Source organism: Leucobacter exalbidus, assembly GCF_017834145.1.
In the GTDB taxonomy this organism is placed as follows: Bacteria; Actinomycetota; Actinomycetes; order Actinomycetales; family Microbacteriaceae; genus Leucobacter; species Leucobacter exalbidus.
Map to the genome: position 1 here is coordinate 2,627,405 of NZ_JAFIDA010000001.1, position 18,817 is coordinate 2,646,221.

An 18,817-nucleotide genomic window follows, 5' to 3' on the forward strand; every position below is an offset into this window, starting at 1 on the left:
AGTGCGGCCTGATCTGGCTTGATCCGGCCGCATCTGCACTACGAGATTTCGAGCCGGTCGCCCGCACGCCACACGGCGACGGTGAGCTCGGGAAACTTGGCGGCGATTTCGCGCAGAATCTGAAACTCGACCCGGTCGGCGTTACGGGTGTGGGCGTCGGCATCGGGGCCGCCCGCGCGGGCGGTCAGACGGGCGAGCGAGTACTGGGCGAGTAGCCCGAGCTCTTCGAGTCGATCCTCGCGCAGCGAGTACACCACCAGCTCGTCAATCTCGGGGACTTCTTCAGACGCGGTGGCCGGGTCTTGCCCGCCGCGCACCAGTGATTCCATGGCGGTTTCACGTTCGAGCCTGGCGTAGGCGCGCAGGGTGGCGAGTTGGTCGCTCGAGCTCTCCATGATGGGGTTACCTCTGGGTTTCTTTGAGCGTAATCACGCCGGTGTCGCGCGGAATGGGCACCCGGCGCCAGGCGAGCTTTTTGGGTTCGGCGTCGAGAGAGGGGAGCTGAAAATCGTAGCGTGATTTTACGGCAATGAGTACGAGCAGCACCCAGTTTCCTTCGAGCAGCAGTCGGCTCTCGGTGAACGACTGCACAATGAGCGCGATCATCACGAGATAGGGCCACAGTGCACTCGTGGCGTAGGGGAGTGCCGGGCCAAAGCCGCGGCGGGGCGGGTCGACGGCCCGAAACCACACGCGCCACACGGTGAGGGCGACGAGTGGCAAGAACACGAGCACACCGACGATGCCCAGCTGCAGCCAGACATCGAGCCACGCGTTGTGCGCGCTCATCACCTGCAGGCCAGCCTTCCGATCGAGGGAGGTGAACGGCTCGGTCCAAAACGGCCAGTAGCTCACCCAACCCCAGCCAAACCAGGGGCGATCTTCGGCGAGCCCGATGACCTTGGTCCAGGTGTCGACGCGGCCGGTGAGGTCGCCGCTCTTACCGAGCAGCCCAAACACGAAGTCGCGGGCAAACAGGGTAACGGCGATACCCGCCGCAATCAGGCTGATCGCGGTGATGTAGAGCGGTACCCGGCGCTCGGGCCGCAGCCGCCTCGCCCACAATGCGAGGGCGAGGCCGGCCGCGCATGCGGCGAGCGCCACCCACACGGTCGCGCCGCGGGTGAGCAGAATGGTGCCGAAGGCGACGGCCACCCACAGCCAGCCGGTGACGGGGCGTACGAGGCCGGCGCGCAGTTGAATGCCGAACACGATCAGGCCGATCAGGGCGATGAAGCCGAGCAGCACCGAGCTTGCGACGAGTCCCTGAATGGGGCCGCCGGTGAAGAGTAGGTCGCGGCTCCAGTACAGCAGCTTGGGGGTTTTGCCCTCGGGCTTTTCCATCCACAGTGGCATCAACGGGTGTTTGATGACCAGTGACACGAACAGTTCAAACACGAGGGAGAGGCCGAGCAGGTAGCGCAGTGCCGTGCTGAGGGTGCGCAGCACTTCCTGCCAGGTGAGCACGAAGGCGAGCACGACCGCGAGCAGCGTGGTGGCGAGCTGCGCGATGACGCCCAGCAGCGTCTCGAATCGGTACTGTGACCAAATAATCGACAGTACGGCGAGCCCTAAGAACCAGTACAGCGGTGAGGGCAGTCGGTACCACCTGAACCGGGCCGGTTTTTCGCGCACGAAGATCACGATGCCAAACACCGTGAGGACTACGGCAAGCGCGAGAAACCCGGGCCAGCCGAGCAAATTACGCACTCCGTTACTTCCGAGCACAAATACAAAAGCGCAGATCGCATAAGCGCTCACGCCGAGTCGGGTCTTGCTCTGGGCCATAGTCGGTATGGTAGAGCATGCTTCGTGCTGAGCCCTGATGTAGTCGTGAAGGAGTGGTGTGCTGATCTTCATCGAGAACACCCCGCGCAGTTATGCGTGGGGCTCGACTGACGCGCTCCCCGAGATGCTCGGCACGCTCCCCAACGGGTTGCCGCAGGCCGAACTCTGGTTGGGTACGCACCCGGGAAGCCCGGCGCACATCGCGAAGGCGACGCCCGCACCGCACACTGTGATTGATCTGGTGGAGGCTGACCCCGCACGCTACGGCGTGAATGGCGGCCCGCTGCCGTTCCTGCTGAAGGTGCTTGCGATTGGGGCGCCGCTCTCGCTGCAGGTGCACCCCGATCTGGCGCAGGCGCAGGCGGGCTTCGCTGCCGAAGAGGCTGCGGGCGTGCCGCGCGATGCCCGCGAACGCAATTACGGTGATGCCAATCACAAACCTGAGCTGCTGGTCGCGCTCAGCGAGGTGAGCGCCCTGTCTGGGTTCAGATCCCTCGTTGCCGCGCGCGATGACCTCAGCCGGTATGTGCACGCGGCCACCCAAGCCGGTGACATGCAGGGCGCCGCAGCGCTGCAGACGGTCGCGAACCACATCTGTCCCAACGCCACCCACACCCGCGACGACGATCTGCGCCGCGCATTTCTGGCCTGGGTGTTTAGCCCCGATCCCGCAGTGGCGAGCGCGCTTAAGGCCCTCGCGTCGCTTGCGGCGCGAGGCACGCATGATCCGGATCAAGAACCCACCCCGCGAGATCGGGCCCTGCGCGCCCTGATCCGCACGAACCCGGGTGACCCGGGCGTGCTTGTCGCCCTGCTGCTGCACCACGTGCTGTTGCAGCCGGGGGAGTCGATCTACCTGGGGGCGCGGCAGCTGCACGCCTACCTCGGGGGGATCGCTGTCGAGGTGATGGCTGCTTCAGACAATGTGTTGCGCGCGGGCCTCACCGAGAAACACATCGACGTTGCCGAGCTCACCCGCATTCTCGACCCCGCAGAGCTCGAAGAACCCCGCTGTCACCCCAGCCGCCTCGCCCCGGGGCTCGACGCCTGGCAGCCCGCTATCGACGACTTTCAGCTCGTGCGTGCCCGCCTGTGCGATCCCGAAGAAGACACCGGCGGCCAGGTCATCCCCGTCAGGTATGAGGGTGAAGCCCGCGCCGTCACCATCCACCTGCCGCAGCCCGCCGTGCTCATGGTCACCCGCGGGCGCATTCGCATCGAACGCGCAGACGCCGCAGACCACGGCCTCGAGGCTGGCGAACCTGAGGCCCGGGTCGCCGAGGTTGCCGCAGCCCGCCGCGGCCAGTCACTGTATGTGTCAGCGGGCGCCCCCATCAACCTCACCGGGCACGGCGAAGTGTTTCTCGCCACCGTCGGTGGAATTGATCTGCAGCCACCGCGGGTAAGCTGAACCTCGTGTCGTTCGTGAAGCAGCGTGATCCCGCGCGCCCATCAGGTAAGCCAGCTCAGACCGGTCGCCTCGGCGGGCTCGGCCGCGTACTCATCGTGTTCTACATCGTGCTCGCCCTTGCCGCCAGCTTCAGGTCGATCTACCAGATCATCTCGAAGTTCGACGAGGCGCCCCTCGCGTACTCGCTGTCGGCGCTCGCCGCAGTCGTGTACGTGCTTGCGACGGTGGCGCTGATTCGTCGTCGCGGGGTGTGGCGGCCGATCGCCTGGATCGCGCTGACGTTTGAACTGTGCGGTGTGCTCGTGGTTGGCGTGCTGAGCCTCGTGGCACCGCAGCTGTTTGGGCATCCGTCGGTGTGGTCCAACTTCGGCCAGGGATACATTTTCATTCCGCTCGTGCTGCCCATCCTCGGGCTGCTGTGGCTGCGCGGTGACGCGCGTGCTACTCGTGCTGCTGCCGGTGTTGCTGCTGCTCAGCACTCCACGCCCACGCAGGGAGACGCCGATGCTGGTCTTTGAATCGCTGGATGCGCTTGACCCCGCGGTCTTTGCGACAGGCAGCTGTGTCGCCGTCGGTAAGTTTGATGGCCTGCACCGGGGGCACCAAGCGATTTTGCAGCAGCTCGAGCGCGCGGCCACGTGTGACGCCGAGCAGGGGGAACGCAGCCGCACCGTCGTGCTGACGTTCGCCAATAACCCGCTGAGCTATCTCAACCCGGCGCACTGCCCGCACCCACTCATGAGCAAAGCGCAGCGGCTCGCCGCTTTTGCTGACGCCGGGGTGGATGTCTGCGTGATGCTCGAGTTTGATGAGAAGCTTGCGAGCATTCCGGCCCACGATTTTGTGGCTGACGTGCTGGTGGAGAAATTGCGTGCACGGCACATCGTCATGGGCGCTGATTTTCGTTTCGGTCACCGCGGTGCCGGTGACGGCGCGTTACTTGAACAGCTCGGTGCCGAGCTCGGGTTTCGTGCTGAGCTGGTCGAGTGGGTCGAAGACAACGAGGGAGAACAAATGTCATCTTCGCGTGTACGAGAGGCCCTCGCGGTCGGAGATGTTGAAGCAGCGCAGCGCATGCTGGGCCGGGCCGCCGTGGTGCGCGGCGAGGTCGTGCACGGTGATGCGCGCGGGCGTGAGCTCGGGTTTCCGACGGCCAACCTCGGCGGCAACCTCGAAGGATTTGTGCCCGCCGACGGCGTGTACTCGGGCTGGGTCGTCATTGACGGGGTGCGCCGTGAAGCCGCGATCTCGGTGGGGAATAACCCCACCTTCACCCCCAACGAGCAGTCACGCGTTGAAGCCTTCATTCTTGACTTCGAGGGCGACCTCTACGGTCAGGCCATGGAGGTGCATTTCGCGCACCGGTTGCGCGGCATGGTGAAGTTTGAATCGCTCGTCGCGTTGATCGATCAGATGCACGACGATGTGGCACGTGCACGCGTGCTGCTCGCTGGTGACTAAAGACCTGAAGTCTGCTGCGCTCGGGGCACACCGCTGAATTCTGTGCGCAGCTGCGCAGCGGTCATTCACAAAACCTGGGCCAGGGGTGTCTGACTGTGAAGCCCCCGGTGTTAGACTGGACACACGGTTGCCGGTGACGAGTGCGTCACGAGCCCCGCGTGCCATGAGATCTTGCACGCGATGTCTGGCCAGATGCTCGCCCAGCCGCCCGCGCCTCGGTCGCATGCCGAGACCGCATCACGCCGATCAGGAGTTCCATTGGCAAGCAATTCTTCCACGCGCAAGGCCGGCCCACGGGGCGGATCAAAGTCGCGTAGCAACGGACGCCGCAAGCAGACCCACAACGAGGGCATCATTCCGCTCTTGGCCCGAGCCGTGCGCGAAGTTGAAGCTTCGGTACAGCGCGGCAAGGCGACCCCTGCGAACCGCACCAAGTTTCACGTCATCGCCCTGTTGATGCGCGAAGAGCGCGCCAGGGTAAAAACCGAAGAGGGCGTGAGCGACGCCGAACGCACTGAGACGCTGAAGCGCCTCGACGGCGTAGCCGCCATCCTCGCCAAGACCGCTGCGCGTGACACGAGCCTCATTACGCTGCTCGAGCCCACCGCCCCGATCACCGAGGCGACGCGTCTGCTCAAGCGCAAGATGATCGGCCAGGCCGGCATCGAACTGCCCGAACTCGAGCCCGCGACGGTCTCAGCTGTGACGGCGACGCGACAGGTGGTTGTGCCGCCCGAGCTGGCAGAGCGTCAGGTGGAGCCCGCGGGCATCGTCGCCCGCAAGCTGGCCAGCCCCTTCCTGCAGCCCAACCTGGCACCGCCCACGCAGCCGACCCCCGTGGTACGACTCGCGAACTGGGAGCTGCTGTCGCCGCTGCTGAAGTCCTTTGAACAGGGCGGCGGCGGTTCGGCATGCATGCCGCTGCCCGAGCCGCCCGTGCCCGATCGCTTGGCCCCGGTAGGCCGCGAACTGATGCCCCACCAGGCGAAGTTCTTGGCGAGTGTGCGCGACGGCCACCGCAGCTTCTTGCTGGCTGATGAGCCTGGCCTGGGCAAAACAGCGCAGTCGGTCATCGCCGCTTCGGTGGCAGAGGCGTACCCGCTGCTCGTGGTCGTGCCCAATGTCGTCAAGATGAACTGGGCGCGCGAGGTTGAGCGCTGGACGCCGGGTCGCCGAGTGACCGTCGTGCACGGTGATGGCGCCGAGATCGATGCGTTTGCCGATGTGTTCGTGATCAACTACGAAATTCTTGACCGCCACCTGAGCTGGATCTCAGACTTCGGTTTCAAGGGCATGGTCGTTGACGAAGCCCACATGATCAAGAACACGAGCTCGCAGCGGTCACGCAACGTGCTCGCGATCGCTGATCGTATTCGTGAGCGCACCCCGGGCACCTCGCCGCTGATGGTCGCACTGACGGGCACCCCGCTGATCAACGACATTGATGATTTCCGCGCCATTTGGCGGTTCTTGGGCTGGACCGACGGCGATAAGCCCGGCGCCGAGCTTATGGCCAAGCTGGAGCACAACGGCTGGACCCCGGCCAACACGTCGTTCTACCCCGAAGCGCGTCAGAGCGTCATCGACATGGGCATCGTGCGCCGTCGCAAGCTCGATGTTGCGAAGGACCTGCCCGCCAAGCGCGTGGTTGATCTGCCCGTTGAGCTCGACGACGACATGGGCCGAGGCATCATCGAGGCTGAGCGCAAGCTCGCCGACAAGCTCGTATCTCGCTTCACCACGGTGAAGAACGGCAAGCTCGGGCTGAAGCTCTCTGACGACGCCATCATTCGCATGGTGTGCCTGCAAGAACTCGAAGAGTCGAACGCGTCGGCCGACGGCCTCAACGTGTTCACGATGGTGCGCCAGATCGGTCAGGCGAAGGCCGGCCTCGCCGCCGATTACGCGGCTCAGCTCGTGCGCTCGGTGGGCAAGGTCGTGTTCTTTGCCAAGCACGTCGACGTCATGGACAAGGTGGAAACGCAGCTGGCCGAGGCTGGCCTGCGCACCGTGTCGATTCGTGGCGATCAGACCGCCGTGTTCCGGCAAGAACAGATCGACCTGTTCAACACTGACCCCGAGGTTTCGGTGGCGGTGTGCTCGCTGACCGCCGCCGGTGTGGGCGTGAACCTGCAGGCCGCCTCAAACGTGGTGCTGGCCGAGCTGTCGTGGACCGACGCCGAGCAGACGCAGGCGATCGACCGCGTGCACCGCATCGGGCAGGAAGAACCCGTCACTGCGTGGCGTATCGTCGCCGCCCAGACCATTGACGCGCGCATTGCCGAGCTCATCGACGGCAAGGCCGGCCTCGCCGCCCGCGCCCTCGACGGCGGCCCCGCACGCGAAGAGGATGCTGACCCCGTGCAGCTGCTCGCGCTGATGCAGGTACTGCGTCGCGCGCTTGCCGCCGCGTAGTACTGGGCGCAACGTTTAGGCTCAACGCCTAGGGGCAACGCCCCGCGCTGAAATGAAGGCCGTGGCAGCCGGTTCCCATTACGGGAACTGGCTGCCGCGGCCATTTTTTGTGCGCAAAACGGGTGCGAAGCAGGCCTGAATTAACGCGCAGGCACAACCCGTGCGAAACCTGGCAGTATTACCACTCACGCATCGTATAGCTGCCACCGATAGCATGGAGCTTGAGGCATTGTGGCCCGCGCCAGGCGGGCGTCGAATGAGGAGAAACATGCGCATAGGTGTGCTTTGTTCAGGTGGCGACAGCCCCGGCATGAACGCTGCGATTCGCGGCGCGGTGCTGCGCGGCGTCGATGTACACGGCTTTGAGATGGTCGGCTTTATGGACGGCTGGCGAGGCTTTCACGAGGGTGACCTCATCGAGCTCGACCGCACGGCCGTGCGCGGGCTCTCGCCGCTCGGGGGAGTGGTGCTCGGTACCAGCCGGGTACCTCCCTTCGAAGCGCCGATCGGTGATGACGTAGAAGCGGGTCTCGCCCCGATTGAAGCCAAAATGGAGCAGTACGGCATCGACGCCTTTATGCTCATCGGGGGCAACGGCACCCAGACCGTGGCACAGATTCTGTCAGGCGGGGGGATCCCGGTCATCGGGCTCCCTAAAACCATCGACAATGACTTGAGCGGCACCGACTTCACGTTTGGGTTCGACACCGCGGTCTCGATTGCGGCCGAAGCCATTGACCGGCTTCGCACCACCGGTGACTCACACCGTCGCTGCATGGTGCTCGAGGTGATGGGACGCGACGCGGGCTGGATCGCACTGCACGCCGGCATGGCCGGCGGCGCACAGGTCTCGCTGATTCCCGAGCGCCCCGAGTCCATCGAGCAGGTGAGCGAGTGGGTACTCAGCGTGCGCGACCGCGGACGTTCGTCGCTCGTGGTGGTGGCCGAGGGATTCAAGCTCAAGGGCGGCGAATCGGTGGTGCGCGACGGCCTCGACGGGTACGGACGCCCCAGGCTGGGCGGCGTCGCAGAAACTCTTGCACCTCTGATCGAGCAGCACACCGGCATTGAAACCCGGGCGACGGTGCTCGGGCATGTGCAGCGCGGTGGCTCACCCACCGCATTCGACCGGGTGCTCGCCACGCGCACCGGTATGGCCGCGGCCGACGCCGCCCGCTCGGGGCAGTGGGGCACAATGGCGGCGCTCAAGGGGGACCGCGTCGAAATGGTGCCGCTCGAAGAAGCGGTGGGCCGGCTCAAGACGGTGCCCGTGGCCCGCTACGAAGAAGTGCGCCTGAACTTCGGCTAACCCTGAACGTCGGATAGCACTGAACTTCGGTTCACCAGACGTAGCAATAGTTCGGCCCGGGGCGTGTGTACGCCCCGGGCCGAACTATTATTCCCAGCGATGCCTGCGTTAGATACCGAGCGCAGCCTTCACATCGTTAATGCTCGGGTTCGTGGCCGTCGTGCCGTCGGGGTAAATCACGGTCGGCACCACCTGGTTGCCGCCGTTGATCTCGCCGACGAGCTCGGGCGTACCCGGCGTCTGCTCGATATCAACGATCGTGTACCCGATACCGGTCTTATCGAGCATGAGCTTGAGGCGCTTGCAGTAGCCGCACCACTCGGTCGAAAACATGGTGATGGTTCCGGCGGCGGGCGTAAATTCTGCAACAGTGCTCATTGAAGCTCCTTAAGGTGTTTATTTCAGTCTAGATTGTGCAACCTGCTCCCACCCCGAATAATTCCGGCTGACAGGCACCCCATAGCGCATGAATGCTGCTTTCAGGTGAACGGAGGGTGAACACGCAAAGCCTGGCTTGACCTCACACCGTTCTGGTGGAACCATAAGTGTGGCGCACGCGGGTCTTTCGACTGCCTCAACAAACGGTGAAGTTTAGATGACTTCGCGGGGTGTCCCCAGGAACCAAATACCTAACGAAAGACGCCGGTGGAACTCACTCTCATCGTGCTGCTGGTCATCGTACTGGCTCTCTTCTTCGACTTCACTAACGGTTTCCATGACACCGCGAATGCGATGGCTACCCCCATCGCGACCGGTGCGCTGAAGCCCAAGACCGCGGTGATTCTTGCCGCGTGTCTGAACCTAGTCGGAGCCTTCCTCTCTACAGAGGTTGCCAAAACTATTTCGGGCGGCATCATCAACGAGGGTGAAGGCGGGGTGCTCATCTCGCCAGAGATGATCTTCGCTGGTCTCCTCGGTGCTGTGGTCTGGAACTTGGTTACCTGGCTCTACGGTTTGCCGTCGAGCTCCTCACACGCACTCTTTGGTGGCCTGATTGGCGCCGCTGTGGTCGGTGCAGGCTTCGAAGCAATTAACGGCGCGGGTCTCCTCTCGAAGGTGCTCATCCCCGCGCTGGCTGCTCCGCTCACCGCCGGCATCGTGGCGTTCATCGCCACCAAGGTGGCCTACGCGATTACGCGACGCAACGACGGCAAGAAAGACGGCCGCGGTCGCTACCGCTACGCCCAGATCGCTTCGTCATCGCTGATCGCCCTCGCACACGGCACGAACGACGCCCAGAAAACGATGGGTGTCATCACGCTGACGCTCGTCGCTGCGAACCTGCAGGATCCAGACACTGGCCCGCACATCTGGGTCGTCGTCACCTGTGCGCTTGCAATCGCCCTGGGCACCTACTCGGGCGGCTGGCGCATCATTCGCACGATGGGTGCGGGTCTCACGCAGGTGAAGCCCGCTCAGGGCTTTGCCGCTGAGACGAGCACCGCCGCAACGATCCTCGCCTCGACGCACCTCGGCTTCGCGCTCTCAACAACGCAGGTCGCCTCGGGCTCGGTCATCGGCTCAGGCCTCGGCCGCCGCGGATCAACGGTGCGCTGGCGTACCGTCGGCCGCATCGCCTCGGGCTGGCTGTTCACGCTGCCCGCCGCTGGCGCGGTAGGCGCGCTGGCTGCGGTTATCGCGCACATCGGCCCGGTCGGCATCATCATCGACGCGGTGATTGGGTTCGGCGTCATCTTGTTCATCTTCTGGCGCTCAAACCGCAACAAGGTGGATCACGATAACGCGATTCCCTCGCCCGACGTTGCCGAGTCTGGCTACGCCGTGCGTATTCGCAAGGGCACAGTCAAGGCAGAGACGACGCCGACCGGTTCGGTGCAGTCACTGTCACCCGTTGAGCAGTCTGCCGTGCGAGACGACCGTGCAGCGCGCGAGGCCCGCAAGGCCGCAGAACGCGCGGTACGAGCTGCCGAAAAGGCCGAGCGTGCAGCACGCAAGAAAAACGGTAAGGGCAAGAAGTCGGGGGACGCACGATGATCGACTGGATGGCATTCGTCACGGTATTCGTGGTCTCGCTCGGTTCGGCCGTGTTTGTGGTCGCACTGTACTCCCTCGGCATTCGTTTCCTCGCGACTCCCGCGGCCCCGGCCCGGCGTGCTGACGGCACGCTCGAGCCGGTGGGCGCGCCGCGTGATGACGAAGATGACGACATCGAAGAGGCCGAGCGCCCCGCGTGGGCTACGTTCTGCGCGCGCCTGTTCTTCGCACTGTCAGTGATTGTCGCGGCCGTGGGAATCTTCCTGATTATTCCTGCGCTGCACCCCTGGTAGCGAGATCCGGATCATTCGTCGTGCGCCTCAGGCCACGACGAACTCGGCTCGCTCAAGTAGGGTGTGGATATGAACGCCGCATCAGCACATCAGGTCACTAAAATTGTGGCCGGGCTGCGGCACGGCTTTGAGCAGGGGATTACCAGGCCAGAGTCGTGGCGCAGAACCCAGCTCATCCACCTGCGTGATCTCTTGCTGGAGCGCGGCGCCGATTTCGAGCGCGCGCTGCAGCAAGACCTCGGCAAATCAGCCGCCGAAGCGCAGGTCACCGAGATCGGCTTTGTGGTTGCCGAGATCGGTCACACGCTCAGCCAGCTGCGTAAATGGATGCGCGCTAAGCGCGTAGATACTCCGCTCGCGCTGGTGCCGGCCACGGCCAAGATCGTGCCTGAGCCGCTCGGGCTCGCGCTCATCATCACGCCGTGGAATTACCCGCTGATGCTCGCGCTGTCGCCGCTCGTCGGCGCGATTGCCGCGGGTAACGCCGTGATCGTGAAGCCGAGCGAACTGGCGCCAGCCACCTCAGCGCTGCTTGCGCGGTTGCTGCCCGAAGCCCTCGACCGGCGTGCGATCGCCGTGGTCGAAGGGGCGGTCGAGACGACGACCGCGCTGCTGAGCGAAAAGTTCGACCACATCTTTTACACCGGCAGCGGCAAGGTGGGGCGCATTGTTGCGCGCGCAGCCGCCGAGCACCTCACCCCGATCACCCTCGAACTCGGGGGTAAATCACCCGCCTACGTTGATCGCACCGTGCCGCTCGCAGACGCTGCGAAACGTATCGTGTGGGGCAAATTCATGAACGCGGGGCAGACCTGCGTCGCCCCCGATTACGTGCTGGGCGACGCCGATACGCTCGCCGAGCTCGCACCTCACCTCACCGCGGCCATTCACGAGCTCTACGGCAGCGCAACAAAAGACAACCCCGACTACGGGCGCATCATCAATGACGCCAACTTTGGCAGGCTCGTGAGCTACCTGGCAGACGGGCGCATCGTCACGGGCGGCGACTACGATGCCGACGCGCGGCACATCTCGCCCACGGTGCTCGCCGACGTCGACCCCGAAGCCGCTGTGATGCGCGATGAGATCTTCGGCCCGATCCTGCCGCTCATCGCGGTCGATTCGCTCGATGCCGCGCTCGCGTTTGTGACCGCACGCGACAAACCGCTCGCAGCGTACGTATTTAGTGACGACGCGTCGGTGCGCCGCCGGTGGGAGCGCGAAACCAGCTCGGGTGCGCTCGGTCTTGGGGCGCCCGTATTGCACCTGTCGGTCACCGACCTGCCCTTTGGCGGGGTGGGCGCGAGCGGTACGGGCGCCTATCACGGTGAACGATCATTTCTTACCTTCAGCCACGAGAAAGCGGTGCTCACGAAGCCGCTGCGCCCCGACACCCTCGCCGCGACCGTGATGCCGCCGTACACCCGCGCAAAATCACGATTGATCACGCGCTGGCTTCCCAAACTGATGTGACGGCTTGAGGGCGCTAGAATTATCGATTGGTGTGGGCGACGACGCCCCACGCATATTTGAATAGCGCACTGAAGGAGCTCTAATGACGTTGCCGTGGACCCCGCATGGAGATGGCCGCACTGTCGCGCCTGACGCGATCGTACTGCCAGAGGAACGGCTGAGTTGGGGCCGCACCATCGGGTTCGGCGCGCAGCACGTGGTGGCGATGTTTGGTGCGACCTTCCTCGTGCCGCTCATCACCGGGTTTCCGCCCACCGCCACGCTCTTCTTCTCGGGCTTGGGCACGCTGCTGTTCTTGGTGCTGACGGGCAACCGCCTGCCCAGCTACCTGGGCTCATCGTTCGCGTTCCTCGCGCCGATCGCCGTGGCGACCGCCGGCTTCGAATACGGTGAACCCGGCGGCCTCGCCCGCGCCTCCTTCGGCATCCTCGCCATGGGTGTGCTGATGGCGATCGTCGGTATCGTGGTGCAGCGGTTTGGTACCGGCTGGATCAACGCCATGATGCCGCCCGTGGTGATGGGTGCCATCGTCGCGCTGATCGGCCTGAACCTGGCCCCCGCGGTGAAGAACAACTGGCTCGGTGACCCGGCCAACAACCCCGACGTGAACCAGGGGCTGCACTCAACGGCGGCGCTCATCACGATCGGCTCGGTGCTGCTCATCACGGTGCTGTTCCGCGGTATCTTGGGCCGCCTCTCAATCGTGCTCGGCATGGTCGTGGGCTACATCTCGGCGGCGCTCATGGGTATCGTCAACTTTGACGCGGTCGGCGAAGCGGCCTGGGTGGGCCTGCCCGATTTCCACCTGCCCGCTAACCCGTTTGCAGACCCCTCGCTGTGGGGCATTCTGCCAGCGTTCTTGCCCGTCGTGCTCGTGCTGATCGCCGAGAACGTCGGCCACGTGAAGAGCGTCGGCCTGATGATCAACCGCGACCTCGACCCTGTCACGGGCCGCGCCCTGCTCGCCGACGGCGCAGCCACGATTCTGGCCGGCTTCGGCGGCGGCTCGGCCACCACCACGTACGGCGAGAACATCGGCGTGATGGCCGCTACCCGTGTCTACTCGACCGCGGCCTACTGGGTCGCGGGTATCCTCGCGATGCTGCTCGGCTTCTCGCCCAAGGTGGGCGCGTTGATCTTCTCGGTGCCCGCCGGCGTGCTTGGCGGCGTGACTGTCGCACTCTACGGCCTGATCGCCCTCATCGGTGTGAAGATCTGGCTCGATAACAAGGTCGATTTCTCGAAGCCGATCAACCAGTTCGCGGCCGCCATTCCGCTGATCGTGGGCATCGCCGATTTCAGCCTGCAGATCGGCAACGTGGTCTTCAACGGCATCGCGCTCGGCTCGATGTCTGCGATCGCCGTCTACCACGTAATGAAGGGCCTGCAGAAGCTGCGTGGCGGCGCCGAGGTTGAAGTTGCCGACCCCGTAGTGACGGCACAGACCAACATTCGGTAATCACTTTTTGCCGCCCCGGCCGCGAAACTCCGCACACGTTGCGGCGATTCACGGCTGGGGCGTTTAGGGTGGCGATGTGTGGAGTGTAGATCGGCGTCGGCGACCAGAACAGGGTCGCGAGGTTCGCGGCGCTTCAAACGAGGTAACGAGCCAAGAAACAGAGCAGCTCATCCCTGCGAATGAGGGTGCGTTGGCGCGTGCGCCGCAACCAAAAGAACCAGAGCCTGACTTGGCAGCAGAACTGACCGGCCCGGTATCGCTCGTCGATGCCTACGCCGACGAGCACGCCCAGTGGCGTGCCGAGCTCGCCCGCGTCGGCGGGCGCAACCCGCTGCTGCACTTCGATGATCGGCCTGCAAACCGCATCGAGCTGTCTTCGACTCACCCGGGTGGTCTGCCCCAGTTCATCACGGGCAATAAAATTTTGTTGTCGGCGCTGATCCGCGACGACCTCGCGCTGCGGCACGCCAAGTTCGCGGCAGGCCGCGTCACCGACAAAGCCATCGAGATGCGCACCGTGCGCGGCCTCGAAACCGTGCACCTCGGTGTGGGCATTGCCAAGTGGACCTTCGAGGGCGAAGAGTTTTGCGCCCCCGTGCTGCTGCGTCCCGTCGCTATTCGCCGGTACGGGCGCGACTACGAGCTGAAGCTCAAGCAGTTCCCCGTGGTGAACTCAGAACTGATTCGCGTGATGCGCGAGCAGTTTGGCATTTCGGTTGACGCACGCGTGCTCATCGAGCTGTCGCAGTCCGAGGGTGTCTTCAAGCCGCAACCGGTGATCGACCGACTGCGGCAGATGGCCGCCGGGGTGCCCGAGTTTGTGGTGCAGCCAAGGCTGGTGGTGTCGTCGTTCCACAACGTGTCACAGCTGCTCGTGTCTGACGCCAAAATGCTTGACTCTCAGCTGCTCGCAGCGATCTGCGGCAGCGAACCCGCGCGCAAGGCACTGCGCGAGGGCTTTCGCCCCGTCACCCCCGCCCCGTCAGACGAACGCTCACCCGATACCGACCGGTACCTGTACGACGCCGACGCTGAACAAGACGATGTGCTCGCGCAGATCGCCGCGGGGCACTCGCTCGTCGTGCACACCCTGCCCGGCACCGGTGGCACCCAGACCGTGGTCAACGCCATCGGCGGCCTCGCCCGTGCGGGCAAGCGCGTGCTCGTGGTGTCGCCGCGGCGCGCCACGCTCGACGGCATCACACACCGACTCACCCGCGCAGGCCTGCCCGGCCTGTCGGTGTCGCCGCGTCGCCTGCGCCGTGGGCTGGTCGAATCGATCAGCCGCAACGAGAACGCTCGTGGCGAGCAGCTGCGCGACGTCGACGCTGCGCTCACCCGCCTGCGCGGTGCGCTCGTCGATTACCGATCGGCGCTGAAGAGCGACGACCCCCGGTTTGGGGTGTCGCCCATTGAAGCGCTGCGTGAACTCACGCAGTTGTCGCTCGCCGAGCACCCGCCGTCGACGACGGTGCGCCTCAACGATCAGGCGCTCGCGCAGCTGATGATCGACCGTTCGGCGACCGCTGAAGCACTCACCGAGGTCGCGCGCCTCGGCCAGTTCCAGTACGGCCCCGAAGACTCACCCTGGTACGGCGTCAGCTTTGGCACGACCGACGAGGCGCGCAAGGCGTATGCGCTCGCGGTTGATCTTGCCGAGTCGCAGCTGCCGCGCCTGATTTCGATGGCGAACGAGCTCATCGGCCAGACGTCGATGCGCCCCTACGAGACCATCGCCGAGCTCGGGGTGTACCTGCGGCTGCTGATGGGGCTGCGCGACACCCTCGACCGCTTTAACCCCGACGTGCACGACCGCTCGCTCGCAGAGGTGATCGCAGCGCACGCTCCCCGCGGCACTGACGATATGACCGCGGCGAACAAGCGCCGTCTGCGCAAGCTCGCCCGCGAGCTGGTGCGCCCCGGTGTGCACATCACCGACATGTACTCGCGCCTGATGCAGATTCAGCAGCAGCGCGTGATGTGGCAGCGCTACAGCACGATCGAGGGCGCCCGCCCCGAGGTGCCGCTGGGCATCTCAGACGTCGTGAGCGCGTACCAGACCGCCTACCAAGATCTTGATGCGCTCGACCGCATTCTCGGCACGGTGTCTGAGCGTGACCGGTTGAAGAACCTCACCCTGGGCGCCCTCGCCGAGCGCATTTCTGATCTCGCCCGCGAGTCAGAGGTGCTGCAGAACATTCAAGAGCGCACCACGATTGTGGAGCGCATGCGCCAGGCGCACCTGGAGCCGCTGCTCGATGACCTCTCGGCGCGGCACGTGCCCGCCGATGAGGTCGCGGCCGAGCTCGAACTTGCCTGGTGGCAGTCGGCGCTCGAGCGCATGCTACAGACGAACCAGGCACTGCTTGGTGCGAACACGACCGTGATCGAACGCCTTGAAGCTGACTTCAGGCTCGTCGATGATGCGCACTGCGGTGCGAACGGCACGCTGCTTGCGGCGTCGCTCGCCGATGCGTGGCGCGTGGCCGTGCTCGATCACAAGCACGAGGCCCTCGCGATGCGTGAGGCGCTGCGTAGCCGGTACGTCACGGCCGCGGTGCTGGCGCAGCACGCCCCGACTCTGCTGTCGACGCTCGCCCCCGTGTGGGCGATGTCGCCGTACGAGGTGGCGCTGCTGCCCGACTCGATGAAGTTTGACACGGTGCTGCTGGTTGATGCCGGCGCCACCACGCTGGTGGAGAACCTCGGCGCGATTAGGCGCGCGACCCAGGTGATTGCGTTTGGCGACACCATGACGCAGAGCCCGTCACCGTTTGAGATTGCGGTCGGTCCCGTCGAGGAGCCCACCGATTCGGCCGTTGATGAGGCGCCCGCGCACGAGCAGTCGGCGTTCGCGCAACTCAGCGAGGTACTGCCCACGCTCACGCTCACGCGCAGCTACCGCGCCGGCGGCGAAGACCTCACGCACCTGGTGAACACCAGGTTCTACGACGGTGCGATTCAATCAATGCCGTGGGCCGGATCCTTCCTCGGCCGGTCAAGCCTGACGTTTGATTTTGTGCCCGGTGGGCAGGGTCTGCCCGATAAGCACACGGGCGCGGTGGAGAGCACCGACGCCGAGGTGGAGCGGGTGGTGCAGCTCGTCCTCGAGCACGCCCACGACCGCGCGAGCGAATCCCTGATGGTGATCACCGCGAGCGAGCGGCACGCGGTGCGCGTCTACCAGGCCGTGCTGCAGGCGTTCTCGAAGTTTCCGCAGTACCGCGAGTTCTTGCTCGGCGAACGCGCCGAACCGTTCGCGGTGCTCACTCTTGAGCAGGCGACCGCGCAGAGCCGCGACCGCGTGATCTTCTCGATCGGCTACGGCCGCACCCCGCACGGCCGGGTGCTGTCGAACTTTGGTGGCTTGGGGAAGCCGGGCGGCGAGCGGTTGCTCGCGGTCGCGATGACCCGGGCCCGCCGCGCGATGACCATTGTGAGCTGCTTTAAGCCCAAGGATCTTGACGCCGCACGCATCAAGCACGGCGTCGTTGATCTGGCCGAACTGCTGGCCCACGAACACCCGGCGCCCGTCGAGCAGGCACTGCCGGCGCAGCGCGACCCCATGCTGGGTGAGCTCGCCGACCGCCTCGAGGCGTACGGCATGCACGTGGTGCTCGACTACCTCGGTGTGATTCCGATCGCCGCATCCTACGGGGAACGCGCGATTGCGATCGACATCGACCTGGGTGACGGCTCCGACAGCCTGCGCGATACGCTGCGGCTACGGCCGGCGGTGCTCAGGCGCCTCGGCTGGCACTACCACCGGGTGCAAAGCTTCGACCTGTTCAGCGACTCTGACGGGGCGGCGCAGCGCATCGCCCGCATGGTCGGATGCGAGCACAACGGTGCCGGTGCCGCCGCAGGCGACGCACAAGAAACCGCTGCCATTGCGGGCGATACGCCCGCGGCGCAGTGACCGGCACAGTGACCTGCGAACCGGGCACGCCTGGTGTGCCGGGCACAGTGGGCACGTCGGGTACTCCTGGTGCGCCGGGCACGCCTGTGGTGCGCCGTAATCGGCGTGCGACGCGGCCGGCGCCCGCGGGCGTCGATCCGCGCCCGTCGCAGCACGCCCTCACCTCACGCGCGAGCGAAGACCGACCCGAGGGCTGGGGTGATGCCTCAGCATCGAAACAGGTCAGTTCGTACGACGCAGAACTGCAGCGAGACAAGCCGCCGCACTGGGGCTAGGCGATCCGGGGACGCGGTTTCTTGATAGAAAGATCGCGCGACCGCAGTGACTGCGGTCGCGCTGCGAAGCCCACGATGGCTTCGATTCGTGAAAATTAGTCGCTGGACGAGCTGGAGCTTGACGAGCTTGAACCTGAGCTTGACGAGCTTGACGAGCTTGAAGGCTTTGCTGCCGAGTTACCCGCGCGCGAATCGGTGCGGTAGAAACCCGAACCGTTGAAGGTTACGCCGAGCGATCCGAAGACCTTGCGCAGCTTACCTTCGCACTCGGGGCACACCGAAAGTGCGTCATCGGAGAACGACTGGTAGATGTCAAAGGCGTGGCCGCAATCAGCGCAGCGATAAGCGTATGTAGGCACAGTGCTCAATGCTAGCCGGTACGGCTGAGAGACGTGGTGACCGCGCCGGGCGAGACGGCGCCGGTGACCGCAATATCGTGGGGATCTCGGGGGATCTGGGGAAGCCGATCGGCGTCGAACACCACCGCGTACACCGGCAGCGTGGCGGGCAGCTGCACGAGGCAGCGGTCATAATATCCCATGCCCCAGCCCAGCCGGGTGCCGCAGCTATCGACCGCGCACGCCGGCACAAGCAGCACATCGGTGCGGGCCGGGGCATCGCCACCGAGGAGCTCGCCCGTGGGCACGGTGATGCCGTGACGCCCGGGCACGAGTGGCGCGCCCTCGTGCCGCACCCAATCGAGTTGCGCGTCGGGCAGCGACACGGGCAGCAACACCTCGAGGCCCTGCGTGAGCGCCCAATCAATGAACGGGCCGGTGTCGGGCTCATCGGGCACCGCGCTGTAACACGCGACCGATGTGGCCGCCGAGCGCTCGACGAGCGAGATCAACCTGCGGGTGAGCTGTTTGGTTGCGATCATGCGATCAGCCGCGGTCATTGCCGCGCGGCCCCGGCGTACGAATGCCCGAATTTCGGCCTTGGTGGGGTGAGCGCTCGCCTGCATGCTCCCAGCATAGATCGGTCGAGTTCGCGCGGGTCTCAATACAGGTTGTATGACC

General features: G+C 65.2%; 16 protein-coding genes. 11 read left to right on the top strand and 5 right to left on the bottom strand.

The features are described from left to right. Positions 1–38: 38 nt before the first annotated feature. Both JOF28_RS11860 and JOF28_RS11865 read right to left on the bottom strand, forming a co-directional pair. A complete protein-coding gene (locus JOF28_RS11860) occupies positions 39–395 on the bottom strand; it encodes a hypothetical protein (protein WP_209705933.1) in 357 nt (118 codons plus the stop codon). A gap of 7 nt (positions 396–402) precedes the next feature. Then, positions 403–1,788, bottom strand: a complete 1,386-nt coding sequence (locus tag JOF28_RS11865; RefSeq protein ID WP_209705934.1) for an O-antigen ligase family protein — start codon at positions 1,786–1,788, stop codon at positions 403–405. Between the two features lie 58 nt (positions 1,789–1,846). On the opposite strand from JOF28_RS11865, the gene manA reads away from it, so the two are divergent. The 5 genes from manA to JOF28_RS11890 all read left to right on the top strand — a co-directional run bounded on the left by manA (position 1,847) and on the right by JOF28_RS11890 (position 8,384). Continuing rightward, positions 1,847–3,199 (top strand): mannose-6-phosphate isomerase, class I, encoded by a 1,353-nt coding sequence (manA, locus tag JOF28_RS11870; protein ID WP_209705935.1) that lies wholly within the window; start codon positions 1,847–1,849, stop codon positions 3,197–3,199. A gap of 14 nt (positions 3,200–3,213) precedes the next feature. Further along, on the top strand, positions 3,214–3,717 hold the full coding sequence (locus tag JOF28_RS11875) for a hypothetical protein (protein WP_342452192.1): 504 nt from the start codon (positions 3,214–3,216) through the stop codon (positions 3,715–3,717). Next, the gene (locus tag JOF28_RS11880) at positions 3,704–4,660 is read left to right on the top strand and encodes a bifunctional riboflavin kinase/FAD synthetase (RefSeq protein WP_209705936.1); all 957 of its coding nucleotides are present in this window, start codon (positions 3,704–3,706) and stop codon (positions 4,658–4,660) included. The genes JOF28_RS11875 and JOF28_RS11880 overlap by 14 nt, the downstream gene beginning before the upstream one ends. A 258-nt stretch (positions 4,661–4,918) precedes the next feature. After that, positions 4,919–7,075: a DEAD/DEAH box helicase gene (locus tag JOF28_RS11885; protein ID WP_209705937.1), complete on the top strand. Its 2,157-nt coding sequence runs from the start codon at positions 4,919–4,921 to the stop codon at positions 7,073–7,075. A 268-nt stretch (positions 7,076–7,343) separates the two neighbouring features. Then, on the top strand, positions 7,344–8,384 hold the full coding sequence (locus JOF28_RS11890; protein WP_209705938.1) for a 6-phosphofructokinase: 1,041 nt from the start codon (positions 7,344–7,346) through the stop codon (positions 8,382–8,384). Between the two features lie 108 nt (positions 8,385–8,492). Here the strand turns inward: JOF28_RS11890 and JOF28_RS11895 are convergent, their stop codons facing one another. After that, positions 8,493–8,762, bottom strand: coding sequence for a mycoredoxin (locus JOF28_RS11895; RefSeq protein WP_209705939.1), 270 nt, complete (start codon positions 8,760–8,762; stop codon positions 8,493–8,495). 267 nt (positions 8,763–9,029) lie between these two features. On the opposite strand from JOF28_RS11895, the gene JOF28_RS11900 reads away from it, so the two are divergent. The 6 genes from JOF28_RS11900 (at position 9,030) to JOF28_RS11925 (ending at position 17,798) form a co-directional block, all read left to right on the top strand. Then, a complete protein-coding gene (locus JOF28_RS11900; RefSeq protein ID WP_209705940.1) occupies positions 9,030–10,379 on the top strand; it encodes an inorganic phosphate transporter in 1,350 nt (449 codons plus the stop codon). Positions 10,380–10,387: 8 nt separating this feature from the next. Continuing rightward, positions 10,388–10,672, top strand: a complete 285-nt coding sequence (locus tag JOF28_RS11905) for a hypothetical protein (RefSeq protein WP_245189959.1) — start codon at positions 10,388–10,390, stop codon at positions 10,670–10,672. Positions 10,673–10,741: 69 nt separating this feature from the next. Continuing rightward, positions 10,742–12,145 carry an aldehyde dehydrogenase family protein gene (locus JOF28_RS11910; protein ID WP_209705942.1) on the top strand — a complete coding sequence of 468 codons (1,404 nt, stop codon included), beginning with the start codon at positions 10,742–10,744 and terminating at the stop codon, positions 12,143–12,145. An 82-nt stretch (positions 12,146–12,227) separates the two neighbouring features. Continuing rightward, positions 12,228–13,604: a uracil-xanthine permease family protein gene (locus JOF28_RS11915; RefSeq protein ID WP_209705943.1), complete on the top strand. Its 1,377-nt coding sequence runs from the start codon at positions 12,228–12,230 to the stop codon at positions 13,602–13,604. Between the two features lie 229 nt (positions 13,605–13,833). Then, on the top strand, positions 13,834–17,523 hold the full coding sequence (locus JOF28_RS11920; protein WP_245189960.1) for an AAA family ATPase: 3,690 nt from the start codon (positions 13,834–13,836) through the stop codon (positions 17,521–17,523). Then, a complete protein-coding gene (locus JOF28_RS11925; RefSeq protein WP_209705944.1) occupies positions 17,520–17,798 on the top strand; it encodes a hypothetical protein in 279 nt (92 codons plus the stop codon). The genes JOF28_RS11920 and JOF28_RS11925 overlap by 4 nt, the downstream gene beginning before the upstream one ends. A gap of 95 nt (positions 17,799–17,893) precedes the next feature. Here the strand turns inward: JOF28_RS11925 and JOF28_RS11930 are convergent, their stop codons facing one another. Both JOF28_RS11930 and JOF28_RS11935 read right to left on the bottom strand, forming a co-directional pair. Further along, positions 17,894–18,157, bottom strand: a complete 264-nt coding sequence (locus tag JOF28_RS11930; protein WP_209705945.1) for an FmdB family zinc ribbon protein — start codon at positions 18,155–18,157, stop codon at positions 17,894–17,896. Between the two features lie 11 nt (positions 18,158–18,168). Further along, complete coding sequence (locus JOF28_RS11935) at positions 18,169–18,762, bottom strand: 5-formyltetrahydrofolate cyclo-ligase (RefSeq protein ID WP_209705946.1); 594 nt, start codon at positions 18,760–18,762, stop codon at positions 18,169–18,171. Between the last annotated feature and the right edge of the window lie 55 nt (positions 18,763–18,817).